The sequence below is a fragment of the Streptomyces sp. NBC_00224 genome, from assembly GCF_041435195.1.
Classification (GTDB): domain Bacteria; phylum Actinomycetota; class Actinomycetes; order Streptomycetales; family Streptomycetaceae; genus Streptomyces.
The window spans coordinates 787,113-800,930 of record NZ_CP108106.1 but is presented as its reverse complement, the minus strand read 5'-3'; the positions used below and the strand labels follow the sequence as shown (position 1 = coordinate 800,930).

The 13,818-nt window shown below is 74.0% G+C and carries 1 protein-coding gene (cut by a window edge); it reads left to right on the top strand.

Annotated features, from left to right (window positions below):
- Nucleotides 1–26: 26 nt before the first annotated feature.
- On the top strand, nucleotides 27–13,818 hold the 5' portion of the coding sequence (locus tag OG965_RS03625) for an SDR family NAD(P)-dependent oxidoreductase (protein ID WP_371649022.1). Its footprint extends 143 nt past the window's final position; only the first 13,792 of its 13,935 coding nucleotides appear in the window; its start codon is at nucleotides 27–29; its stop codon lies off the right edge, out of view.

The following is a 13,818-nucleotide window of genomic DNA, read 5'->3' as shown; positions in this document are numbered from 1 at the left end:
ACCGAGAAACAGGTACTAAGATCCCGATGAAGCGTGACCTGCAACGGTTCTTGCGAGAGACGCTGAGCGGCGTCCTGGGAACCGATCTGGCCACCAGCTCCGACAGCGTTGCCCTCGTGGAGCTGGGGCTCGACTCGATCAGCTGCGTCGTGTGGCTGCGCGAGGTCAACCGGACCTTCGGGCTTTCCCTCACGGTGGCCGAGGTATGCGGTCACCCCACTTTCGGCGAGCTGGCCACCCTCATCCAGGGGGCCATGGGAGATCTGATGAGTGTCACGAGCCCTCGGTCTTCGGCTGCCCAGGTGGCCTCGTACCTGCGGCAGAGCCTGGCCGACGAGCTGGAGCTGGCGGAGCCGGACATCGACGACGACGCGCCGTTCGTCGAGCTGGGCCTGGACTCCATCACCGGAGTCACCTGGACCCGCAAGCTGAACACGCACTTCCAGCTGTCGCTCTCCGCGACGCAGGTCTACAGCCACCCGACGATCGCCGAACTGGCCGAGCACCTGGTGGGATGCCTGGGTGGTAGGGGTACGCCGACGGCGGTCGAGGAGGCCGCCGCCCCGGCCCCCGCTCCCGCCTTGGCCCCCGCTCCCGCCCCGGAGCCCGAGGTCGTGCACGAGGGCGGCACCGGTGCCGAGGAGCGCGCCGCGCTCGCCTCCTGGCTGCGTGCGAGCCTCGCCAAGGAGCTGGAGCTGGACGAGGCCGACCTCGACGACGAGACGCCGTTCGTCGAGCTGGGCCTGGACTCCATCACCGGCGTCACCTGGACGCGGTCCATCAACACCCGCCTCCAGCTGTCGCTCTCGGCGACCACGGTGTACGGCCACCCGACCGTCGCCGCACTCGCCGCGTACCTCGCGGACGAGCAGCGGGCGGCGCTCCCGGCCGAGCCGGCGGTCATCGACGTGCCCGTGGTCGACGTGCCGGTGGTTGAGGCGACCATCGAGCCGGAGCCGGAGCCGGAGCCGGAGCCGGAGCCGGAGCCGGAGCCGGAGCCGGAGCCGGAGCCGGAGCCGGAGCCGGAGCCGGAGCCGGAGCCGCAGCCGCAGCCGCAGCCGGAGCCGCAGCCGGAGCCGCAGCCCGTACGCGAATCCGCGCCCCGCCCGGCCGTCGACCTCGTCGACATCGCCGTCGTCGGGATGTCCGGCGCCTTCCCCAAGGCGGAGAACCTGGACGAGTTCTGGCGGAACATCGTCGAGGGGCGCGACTGCGTCTCCGAGGTGCCCGGCTCGCGGTGGTCCGTCGAGACGTTCTACGACGAGCGGCCAGGCACGCCCGGCAAGTCGTACAGCAAGTGGATGGGCGTGCTGGAGCACGCCGACCGCTTCGACCCGCTGTTCTTCGGCATCTCGCCCGGCGAGGCGGAGCACATGGACCCGCAGCAGCGGGTCCTGCTCCAGGAGAGCTGGCGGTGCGTAGAGGAGGCCGGGTACAACCCCGAGGCGCTCTCCGGTACCCAGTGCGGCGTCTTCGTCGGCTGCTCGGTCAACGGCTACGGCGGACGGCTCGACGAGACCGAGCTGAGCGCCCACCAGAACCTCGGCAGCAACAGCGCGATCCTGGCCAGCCGGATCTCGTACACCCTGAACCTCAAGGGACCCTGCCTGTCGATCGACACCTCGTGCTCGTCGTCGCTGGTGGCGATCGCCGCCGCGTGCGACAGCCTGGTCCTCGGCGACAGCGACACGGCGCTTGCGGGCGGTGTCTGGGTCATCCCCGGCCCCGGCGTCCACGTGGCGATGAGCCAGCTGCGCGCTCTCTCCCCGGACGGCCGCTGCCACGCCTTCGACGAGGGCGCCAACGGGTTCGTCCCGGCGGAGGGCGTCGGGGTCCTGCTGCTCAAGCGGCTCGCCGACGCGCAGGCCGACGGCGACCGCATCCACGCCGTGATCAAGGGCTGGGGCGTCAACCAGGACGGCAAGTCCAACGGCATCACCGCCCCCAACGCCGAGGCGCAGACCCAGCTCCAGCGGCGGGTGTACGACAGGTTCGGCATCGACCCGGCGGACATCCGGCTCGTCGAGGCGCACGGCACGGGCACCGCGCTCGGCGACCCGGTGGAGATCGACGGCCTGGTCGGAAGCTTCGGCGCGCACACCGAGGAGCGCGGCTACTGCGCGATCGGCTCGGTCAAGAGCAACATCGGCCACAGCGCCTGCGCCGCCGGAGTCGCCAGCACCCTCAAGGCCGTGCTCGCCCTCAAGCACAGGACGCTGCCGCCGACGATCCAGTACGACCGCCTCAACGAGCACATCGACCTGAGCGACACCCCGTTCTACGTCAACACCGAGGTGCGCGACTGGCCGGAGCGGGACGTCAACTCCCGTATGGCGGCGGTGAGTTCGTTCGGCTACAGCGGCACCAACGCCCATCTCGTGGTCGCCGAGGCGCCGCCGGTCGCCGTACGGGCCGATCAGCCGGGCGCCCGGCTGATCGCTCTGTCCGCGCGCACCGCCGACCAGCTCGACCGGCAGGCACGGCAGCTCCTCGTGCACCTGGACGCCGACCCGGCGCAGAGCCTGCGCGCGCTCAGCCACACGCTGCTGCTCGGCCGCAAGCACTTCCGCCACCGCCTCGCCCTGGTCGCCACCGCGCCCGGCGACGTGGCCCGCGCCCTGCGCACCTGGCTGGAGACCGGCGCCGACCCGGCGGTCCGCACCGGCGACCGCAAGCCGGAGCGCGCGACGGGCAAACGGTCGACCGTGCCCACGGGGACGGCCGACCAGCTGGACCGGCGCCACCTGGAGTCGCTGGCCGAGGAGTACGTACAGGGCCGCACCCCGTCGTTCGACGCGCTCTTCGAGGCGGGCCGCCCGGCCCGGACCTCACTGCCGACGTACCCGTTCGCGACCGACTCGTACTGGCTCGCGGGCCCCTCCGCCGAACCGGCCCCCTCCGCCGAACCGGCCCCCTCCGCCGAACCGGCCCGCGACGCCGCCCCCGTGGCCGGTGAGCCGCTGTGGCTGGAGCCGCGCTGGGAGCCCGCGCGGCCGTCCGGCGCCACGGCCGCCCCCGGCGAGCACACCGTCTGGCTCGTCGGACAGGGCATCGACGACACCCTCGCGGACGCGGTGCGCGACCGGCTGCCCGGCGCCACCACCGTACGGACGCTCACGACCGGCGCCGACACCCTCGACGCGGACTACCTGCGGCTGACCCGCTCGCTCCTCGACGACGTGCGGGGCCGTGGCGGGGCGCGAGAGGGCCTGCTCCAGGTGGTCGTGGCGGGATCGGGGGAGTCCCGCGTGCTCGCGGGCGTCTCCGGGCTGCTGCGTACGGTGAGCCTGGAGCACCCCCGGCTGCGCACGCAGTGCGTGGAGTACGCCGACCCGCTGTCGGCCGACGCCCTGGCCCGGCTCGTCCGCGAGTGCGCGGGCGACGGGAACGAGCCGGAGGTACGCCAGGCCGACGGTGTGCGTTCCGTGCGCCGCCTGGCCGAACTACCGTCCACGGAAGGCGTGTTGAGCACGCCTTGGCGTGCCGGTGGCGTCTATGTGATCACCGGTGGCCTCGGCGGGCTCGGCCTCGTCCTCGCCCGCGAGATCGCCGGAAGCATCGGCAAGGGCGCGCTCGTCCTCGTCGGCCGCTCCGCACCGGACGCGGCCGCCCGCCGCACCCTCGCGGCCCTGGCCGAGCCGGGTGTGACCGTCACGTACGAGCGGGCCGACATCGCCGACCGCGGCGCCGTGGACGCGCTCGTCGGCGAGGTGGTCGCGCGCCACGGTGCGATCCACGGCATCGTGCACTGCGCGGGCGTGCTGCGGGACGGGCTGGTCGCAGGGAAGACGGACGACGACGTACGGGCCGTGCTCGCGCCCAAGGTCGCCGGGCTCGTCCACCTCGACGAGGCCACCCGGGACCAGCCGCTCGACCTGCTGCTCTCCTTCTCGTCCACGGTGGCCGCGCTCGGCAACCCCGGGCAGGCGGACTACGCCGCTGCCAACGGCTTCCTCGACGCCTACACCGCGCACCGCAACGAACTGGCCGCACAGGGCCGACGATCCGGCCGCGCCGTCAGCATCGGCTGGCCGCTGTGGGCGGACGGCGGGATGCGCCTCGACACGGCCGGGCTCGACCGGCTGGCGCACCTCGGGGTCGCCCCGCTGGCCACCCGTGACGGCCTGCGCGCCCTGGACGCGGCCATCGCATCGGGCCGGGAGCGGACGCTGGTCCTCTCCGGCGACCGCGAGCGACTCCTGGCGCGGCTGTCGGCGCTGATCGCCACGGCATCGGAGCCGCAGCCTGAGCCGCAGTCGCCGAGCGGCCCGACGCCACAGGAGTGGCAGGAACTGCTCGTTGCCGAGATGTCCGCCCAGCTCAAGGTCCCCGTCGAAGAGATCGATGCGGATGGTGAGTTGGGGGAGTACGGGTTTGATTCGATCAGCTTGACCGAGTTGGCGAACCGCCTGAACGAGCGACACGGTCTGGCGCTGGCCCCGACCGTCTTCTTCGAGTACGCGACACCGCGCCGCCTGGCGGAGCACCTGGTGGGGCACCTGGCGGGACAGGGGCACACGGCTCCGGCCGCGTCCGCCGCCCCGGCTGTCGGTGATCTTCTGTCCGCGACCCAGGACGTTCTCGTATCCGAGATATCCGCTCAGCTCAACGTGCCGGTCGAAGAGATCGATGCGGATGGTGAGTTGGGGGAGTACGGGTTTGATTCGATCAGCTTGACCGAGCTGGCGAACCGGCTGAACGAGCGCCACGGTCTGGCGCTGGCTCCCACCGTGTTCTTCGAGTACCGGACCGTCGGCAGCCTCGCGGCGCACCTCGTCGACGCGTACGCGCCGGAGATGGCGCGCGTACACGGCGAGCGGCGGCCGACGCCGGAGCCTGTGCGGACGTCCGCGCCCGCCGCCCCGTCCGAGGACAACGCTCCCCACCACACGGCTCCGACCGGCCCCGCCGAGCCCATCGCCGTCATCGGCATGAGCGGCAGCTTCCCCCAGGCGCCCGACCTCGCGGCCTTCTGGGAGAACCTGCGCGACGGCAGGGACTGCATCACCGAGATACCCGAGGACCGCTGGGACTGGCGGGCGATGCACGACGACCCGGCCACGCCCGCGAACAGGCGGCACGTGGGCTGGGGCGGCTTCCTCGACGCCGTCGACCGCTTCGACCCGCTCTTCTTCGGTATCTCGCCGCGCGAGGCCACCGCCATGGACCCGCAGCAGCGGCTGCTGCTCACCCATGTGTGGAACGCCCTTGAGGACGCTGGGCTCGCGCCGTCGAGCCTGGCCGGCACCGACACCGCCGTGCTCGTCGGCACCGCGCCCAGCGGCTACGGCAGCCTGGTGCTGAAGGAGCAGCAGGGCGAGGACGGGTACGCGGCCACCGGGGTCTCCGGTTCCGTCGGCCCCAACCGGGTCAGCTATCTGCTGGATCTGCACGGCCCGAGCGAGCCGGTCGAGACCGCCTGCTCCAGCTCGCTGGTCGCCCTGCACCGCGCGGTGGACCTGCTGCGCTCGGGGGCGAGCGGACTCGCCCTGGTGGGCGGCGTGAACACCATCGTCAGCCCCGATCTGCACATCAGCTACAGCCGGGCCGGAATGCTCAGCGAGGACGGCCGCTGCAAGACGTTCGCGGCGGGTGCCGACGGCTATGTGCGCGGCGAGGGCGTGGGCATCCTCGTCCTGAAGCCGCTCGCCGCGGCCGAGCGCGACGGCGACCGCATCCACGGCGTCATCCGCGCCACCGCCGAGAACCACGGCGGCCGGGCCCACTCGCTCACCGCCCCCAACCCGCAGGCGCAGGCCGAACTCCTCAAGTCCGCCTACCGCCAGGCCGGGATCGACCCGCGTACCGTGACGTACGTCGAGGCGCACGGCACCGGCACCGAGCTGGGCGACCCCGTCGAGCTCGGCGGCCTCAAGAGCGCCTTCGCCGCGCTCGCCGAGGAGACGCCGGACGGTCTGGGCGAGCCCGCCCGGTGCGGCATCGGCTCGGTCAAGAGCAACATCGGGCACCTCGAACTGGCCGCGGGCGTGGCCGGGGTGATCAAGACGCTGCTGCAGATGAAGCACGGCGAGCTGGTCGAGAGCCTGCACTGCGCGGAGCTCAACCCCTATCTGGATCTCGCGGACGGCCCCTTCCACGTCGTGCGCGAGCGGACGCCGTGGCGGCGGCTGCGGGACGCGGACGGCGTCAGCGTGCCGCGTCGCGCGGGTGTCAGCTCGTTCGGGTTCGGCGGGGTCAACGCCCATGTCGTGCTTGAGGAGTACCGGGGCGGCGAGCCCCGGCGGGAGGCGGCCGGGAGCCGTCCGGCCCTGGTCGTGCTGTCGGCCCGTACGGACGAGCAGCTCACCGGCCGGTCCCGGAACCTGCTGGACCACTTGACGGCCCATCAGGTGACGGACGCTCAACTCCCTGCCCTCGCCCACACGTTGCAGACCGGCCGCGATGCGATGGAGGAGCGGCTCGCCGTGGCCGTCACCTCGGTGGCGGAGCTGCGCGACCGGCTCGCCCGCCTCTTGGGCGGCAACGCGGACGGCTGGCACCGGGGCTCCGCGCCCCGCCGCGCCCCGAAGGCCGCCGGGCGCGACACCGCACGGCTCGCCGCCTCGCACGCCTGGCTGGACGCCCGGGACGACAGCCGCGTACTGGCCGAGTGGGTCACCGGGCACCCGGTCGACTGGCAGCGGCTGTACGGCCCGGGCGCCCGCCCGGAGCGCCTCGGCCTGCCCACCTACCCCTTCGCCGACGAGCGCTACTGGGCGGGCCGCACCCGCCGCCCCGCCGCACCGGCCGCCCACCCGCACCCGCTGCTGCACCGGGCCGCGTCCGGCGACGCCGACGGGGCCGAGGCGTACGAGTCGCGCTTCGACGGCAGCGAGCCGTTCCTGCGCGACCACCGCGTCCAGGGCGGCCGGGTGCTGCCCGGCGCCGCGCACCTGGAGATGGCGCGCGCCGCGCTCGCCCGGGTGCTCGGCCCGGAGCGCGCCGACCGCGTCCGGCTGGCCGACGTCGTGTGGCTGCGCCCCGCCCTCTGCGGGCCGGACGGTCTCGACCTGCGCGTCACCGTGCGCACGACGGCCGAGGGCGCGTACGAGTACACCATCCACGCCGTCGACCGCGACGGTGTGCGGACCCTGTGCAGCCAGGGCCGTGCGAGCGTGACCGGCGGCGCCGAGAGCCGTCCGCCGCTCCTGGCCGAGCTGCGCGCGCGCTGCGCCGAGGCGGCCTTCACGGCCGACGACCTGTATGACCTGTACGCGAACGTCGGCATGGAGTACGGACCGGCCCACCGCTCCCTCGCGGGGCTCGGCGTGGGCACCGACGGCGAAGGGCGGCCGCAGGTCCTGGCCGAGCTGCGCCTTCCGGCGGCGGCCGAGCCCGTGGACCGCTACCGGCTGCACCCCAGCATCGTCGACGGCGCCCTCCAGGCCACGATCGGCCTCGGCCTGAGTGCCGCCGCGCGCACCGAGCAGGCCGGGCGGCCCGCGCTGCCCTTCGCCCTCCAGGGTCTGACGGCGGCGGGGGCGACCCCGGCGACGGCGTACGCCTGGATCCGCCACCAGCACGGCAGCCGCCCCGACGCCCCCTCCGCCAAGCTCGACGTGACCGTCCTCGACGAGCGCGGCGAGGTGTGCGTGGAGCTGACCGGGCTGAGCGCCCGGGTGCTCCCGGGCGGCCCCGGCGAGCGGCCCGCGCCGACGCCGGTTCCGCAGGCGGCGCCGGTGACGCCGGTGACCGTGTCCGCCGACGCGCCCACCGCCGACCGTGCGCTCGACTACATCCGCGAGCAGCTGGCGGCCGCGCTCGAAGTCGCCCCCGAGCGGCTGGACGTGGACACCCCGCTGGAGCACTACGGCATGGACTCCATGATGGCGATGGAGCTCACCCGCCACCTCGAAGGGCCGTTCGGACCGCTGTCCAAGACGCTGTTCTTCGAGGTGCGCACCATCAGGGCGCTGAGCGAGCACTTCCTGGCCGAGTACCCGGAGCAGGTGCGGGCGGCCCTCGGCGCGTCCGGCGCCGAGCCGGTGACCACGTCCGTGTCCGCCGCCCCGGTGGAGTCCAGCGGCGAGCGCCGCGCCCCGCGTGCGCGCACCGACATCGCCATCGTCGGCGTGAGCGGGCGCTACCCGGAGGCCGAGGACCTCGACGCCTTCTGGCAGAACCTGCGCTCCGGCCGCGACTGCATCCGGGAGGTCCCGCAGGGCCGCTGGGACCACCGGGAGCACCCGGGTGGCAAGTGGGGCGGCTTCCTCGACGGAGTCGACCGCTTCGACCCGCTGTTCTTCCACATCTCGCCGCGCGAGGCCGAGTACCTGGACCCGCAGGAGCGCCTGTTCCTCCAGTGCGTGCACCACACCCTGGAGGACGCCGGATACACCGGGGCGAACCTGGCCCCGGCCGGCAAGGTGGGGGTGTTCGTCGGTGTGATGTACGAGGAGTACCAGCTCCACGGCGCACAGGCGCAGGCGCGCGGGCAGCACGTCGCCCTGTCGGGCAGCCCCTCGTCCATCGCCAACCGCGTCTCGTACTTCTACGACTTCCACGGGCCGAGCATGGCCGTGGACACCATGTGCTCGTCGTCGCTGACCGCGATCCACCTCGCCTGCGAGGCGATCCGCAGCGGTCAGTGCGAATCGGCGGTGGCGGGCGGCGTGAACGTCAGCGTCCACCCCAACAAGTACCTGATGCTCAGTCAGGGCAGGTTCGCGGCGAGCGACGGCCGCTGCCGCAGCTTCGGCGAGGGCGGCGACGGCTATGTGCCCGGCGAGGGCGTCGGCGCGGTGCTGCTGAAGCCGCTGGACCGGGCGATCGCGGACGGCGACCACATCCACGCCGTCATCAAGGGCACCGCGCTCAACCACGGCGGCCGCACCCACGGCTTCTCCGTGCCGAGCCCGGTGGCGCAGGGCGAGGTCATCGCGGCGGCGCTGGCCGAGGCGGAGGTCTCCCCGGCGGCGCTGAGCTACCTCGAAGCCCACGGCACCGGCACCGCGCTCGGCGACCCGATCGAGATCGCGGGCCTGGTCAAGGCGCTCCGCACGGCCGGTGGCGACGCGCTGCCGCAGAACCTGGCGATCGGCTCGGTCAAGTCCAACATCGGCCACTGCGAGAGCGCGGCGGGCATCGCCGCGGTCACCAAGGTGCTGCTCCAGCTCAAGCACCGCGAGCTGGTGCCGAGCCTGCACTCGGCTGTGCCCAACCCGCACATCGACTTCGAGCGGACGCCCTTCCGGGTCCAGCAGCATCTGGAGCCGTGGCACCGCCCGACGCTGATCGTCGACGGCGAGGAGCGTGAACTGCCGCGCGTGGCCGGGGTGTCGAGTTTCGGCGCGGGCGGCTCCAACGCCCATGTGATCCTCGCCGAGTACGAGCCGGAGGCCGCGCGCCGCGAGGTGCCCGCCGACGGGGCCCGGCCGGTGGCCGTGGTGCTGTCCGCGATGAGCGAGCAGCAGCTCGTCCAGCAGGCTCGCCAACTGCGCGCCCGCGCCGAGGAGTTGGTCGAGGCCGACCTCGCCTCCGTCGCCTGGACGCTCCAGACCGGCCGTGTCGCGCTCGATGAGCGGCTCGCCTTCACGGCGACCTCGATGGAGTCCCTCAAGCAGCACCTGGACGCTTTCGTCACCGACCCCGCCGCGCCCGGCACCGGGCTGCGCGGGACCGTACGGCCCGACGGCGACGTGCCGCGCGAGACCGCCGACACCGTCCGCGCCTGGTGGGAACAGGGGCAGTACGACGAGGTCCTGGCCCGCTGGGTGCGCGGCCTCGCGGTCGACTGGGCGCCGCTGCACGGGACGCACGCGCCGGTGCGGCGCCTGAGCCTGCCGGGCTACCCGTTCGCCCGCGAGCGCTACTGGCTCGACACCGAGGGCGCTGTGGCCGTACCGGCCCAGCCGCGCCACGACGAGCTGCTGCTTCTGCGGCCGGTGTGGGAGGCGGACGCCGGAGCGGCCCCGGGCACGGCCGAGGAGTACGCCGAGCACCACGTCGTCCTGATCGGCTCGCTCGACGCCGCCGGGCGGGACACGTACGCGGCCGCGCTCGCCGGGACGACCGCCTTCGAGGTGGTGGAGCCGGGCGAGGGAACGCTGGACGCCCAGTACTTGGACGTCACCCGGCAGGTGTTCGCCCGGACCCGTGAGCTCCTGGCGGGCGGCCCGCGCCGACCCGTGCTGCTCCAGGTGGTCCTGGTGGGCAGCGGCGGCGCCGCGGAGTGCTTCGGCGGGCTCACCGGACTGCTGAAGACCGCCCAGCTGGAGAACCCCCGGCTGCGCACCCAGTACCTCGACTGCCTGGACGGGGCCCCGGCCCCGGCCGTCGCCGCCCGGCTGCTCGCCGAGGCGGGCCGCGCGGCCGAGCCCGAGGTGCGGTACCGGGACGGGCGGCGGTACGTGCGGCGCTTGGACGAAGTGGCGCCCGCGCGCCCGGCGGCGGCGCCGTGGCGCACCGGCGGCGTCTATCTGATCACCGGCGGCGCCGGGGCCCTCGGCCTCGTGGCGGCGCGTGAGATCGCCGACGGCGTCGAGCACGCCACGGTCGTCCTCACCGGCCGCTCCCCGCTGGACGAGGAGCAGTCGCGCGCGCTCGACGCCCTGCGGGCGGCCGGGCTGCGCGTCACCTACCGGCGGGTGGACGTCACCGACCGCGCGGCGGTGGACGGGCTGATGGCATACGTCGAAGCCACCCACGGGCCGCTCACCGGCATCGTGCACAGCGCCGGCGTGCTGAGCGACGACTTCATCGTCAAGAAGACGCCCGAGGAGCTGGCCCGCGTGCTGGCCCCCAAGGTGTCCGGCCTGGTCAACCTGGACGAGGCGAGCAAGAGCCACCCGCTGGAGCTCTTCTGCTGCTTCTCGTCCACCAGCGGCGCCTTCGGCAACCCCGGGCAGGCCGACTACGCGGCCGCCAACGCCTTCATGGACGCCTACGCGGCCCACCGCAACCGCCTCGTCGGCGCCGGGCTGCGGCACGGCACGACGCTCTCCGTCAACTGGCCGCTCTGGGAGGACGGTGGCATGCAGGTCAACGACGCGACCAGGGAACAGCTCCGGCAGATGGACCTCGCGCCCCTGGACACCGACAGCGCCCTGCACGCCCTGCGGGTCGGGGCGGCCGCGCACGACAACGGCCTGGACGACGGCCGCCTGGTGGTCGTCGCGGGCAACCGCGAGGCACTGCTGCCGAGGCTGACGGACCGTCATGTGACTACTGGGGAAAGGGAATCCGTGCAGCAGGAGCAGCCCGTACCGGGCGCCGACCGCGCGCTCGTGGACCGTACCGTCCGCTACTTGCGGCAGATGCTCGCCGGGGCCCTCAAGCTGGGCGTCGAGCGGCTCGACGCCGACACGGCGCTGGAGCGGTACGGCATGGACTCGGTCGTGGCGACCGATCTGATCGCCCGCCTGGAGGAGAGCTTCGGCCCGCTCTCGAAGACCCTGTTCTTCGAGATCCAGACGGTCCGCGCACTGGCGGAGCACTTCGTGGCCGAGTACGAGGGCGTGCTGCGGACGATGTTCGGCGAGCCCGACGCGCCACGCCCGGCCCCGAGCGCCGCCAGGCCCGCCGAGCCTGTGCGCGTCGCGGCGGCCGTCGCCGCCGTGGCCGACCGGTCCCCGCGCCCCGGTCCCGCGCCCATGGACCAGGACGTTGCGATCATCGGGATCAGCGGGCGCTACCCGCAGGCCGCCGATCTGGACGCGTTCTGGGGGAACCTGCGGTCCGGCAAGGACAGCGTCACCGAGGTGCCGGCCGAGCGCTGGGACCACGACGCGCTGTTCGACACGGACCGGGACGCGCCCGGCCGCACGTACTGCCGCTGGGGCGGCTTCCTCGACGGGATCGACCGGTTCGACCCGCTGTTCTTCGGCATCTCGCCCCGCGAGGCCGAGACGATGGACCCGCAGCAGCGGCTCTTCCTGGAGACGGTGTGGGAGCTGCTTGAGGGGTCCGGGGTCACCCAGGACGCCATCGAGCGGCGCTACGGGCGCCGGGTCGGTGTGTACGTCGGCTCGATGTACCAGATGTACCGGGCCGACGAGGCGGACGTGCCGCGCGCGGCGCTGACCTCGGCGACCTCGTACAACATGATCGCCAACCGCGTCTCGTACTTCTTCGGGCTCGAAGGCCCGAGCCTGGCCGTGGACAGCATGTGCTCGTCCTCGGCCCAGGCGATCCACCTCGCCTGCGCGGACCTGCTGCGCGGGGAGAGCGAGCTGGCGATCGCGGGCGGGGTGAACCTCACCGTCCACCCGGACAAGTACCTCGCGCTCTCCCAGGCGCAGCTCCTGGGCAGCCACCCGGGCAGCCGCAGTTTCCGCGACGGCGACGGGTACCTGCCCGCCGAGGCCGTCGGTGCGGTGCTGCTGAAGCCGCTGGCCGCCGCGCTGCGCGACGGCGACACCGTGCACGCGGTCGTCAAGGGAAGCGCCTCGCTGCACGGCGGCCGGGCCAACGGCTTCATGACGCCCAGCCACCGCACCCAGGTCGCCGTGATGCGGCGGGCGCTGGAGCGGGCCGGTGCGGCGCCCGAGTCGATCGGTTACGTGGAGGCGGCGGCCAACGGGTCGGCGCTGAGCGACGCCGTCGAGTTCAGCGCGCTGCGCGAGGTCTTCGGCGCGGTGCCCGAGCCGGTCGCGCTCGGGTCGGTGAAGTCCAACCTCGGCCACCCCGAGGCGGCCTCCGGCATCGCCCAGCTGACCAAGGTGGTGCTCCAGCTGCGTCATCAGGAGCTCGCCCCGCTGGTCGAGGGCGGCACCGCCAACCCGAACCTCGACTTCGAGGCCGCGCCCTTCGCGCTGTCCGAGCGGCTCGCGCCGTGGCAGCCGCGCCCGGCCGAGGGGCAGGAAGTCCGCCGCGGTCTCATCAACTCCGTCGGTGCGGGCGGCAGTTACGTCAGCCTGGTCATCGAAGAGGCCCCGGCCGCGGTCGTCGAACCGGCGGCGGGTGACGGCGGGCCGCAGCTCGTCGTGGTCTCGGCCAAGGACCCCGAGCGGCTGCGGGACACGGCCCGCCAACTCCTCGACTTCGTCGACCGTGAGGTTTCCACCGACCTCGCGGACCTCGCGTACACCCTCCAGACCGGGCGCGAGGCGCTGCCGGAGCGGTTCGCGGCCGTCGTGGGCTCGCGGGCCGAGCTGCGCGCCGCACTCGCCCGCCACCTCGGCGAGGCGGACGCCGCCGAGGCGCTAGGAGTCCAGGTCCACGCGGGCAGCGCCGAGGACGGCGCCAACCCGCTGACCGCCCTGCTCTCCGGCGCGCACGGCGAGGCGTTCGTGGCCGCGCTGGTCGCGGACGGCGACCTGGACCGGCTCGCCGGGCTGTGGGTCGGCGGCGCCAAGGTCGACTGGCAGGTTCTGCACGCGGGTCGGCCCCGCAGGCGGATCACCCTGCCGACCACGCCGTTCCGGCGCAAGCGGTACTGGATCGGCCGCACCTGGCAGCAGCCGGCCCCGGCCGGGCAGCAGGTGTTCGACACCGGGCAGTCGCCCCGGCCGGACGAGCGGCCGGTGGCCGACGAGGCGCCGCAGCCCCCCGAGGCCATGCAAGCCCCCCATGCGCCGCAGCCGTCCGAGGCCGCGCGGGCCCAGCAGCCGTCCGAGGTACGGCAGGCGCCCGACGACCTGACCCGCTACCTCGCGGACTTCTTCACCGAAGCCCTGGGCCTGGACGCGGGCGAACTGCCCGCCGACAAGGACCTGCACGGCTTCGGCGTGGACTCCATCCTCTGGTCGCGGCTCCAGCGCCGGGTCGAGGCCGACCTCGGCCTGCGCCTGTCCACCCGCGACATGCTGGAGGGCGGCACCCTCGAACGCATCGCGGCCCGCCTCACCGGGCTCCGCGCCGCGACCGGCGCCGCCGAGC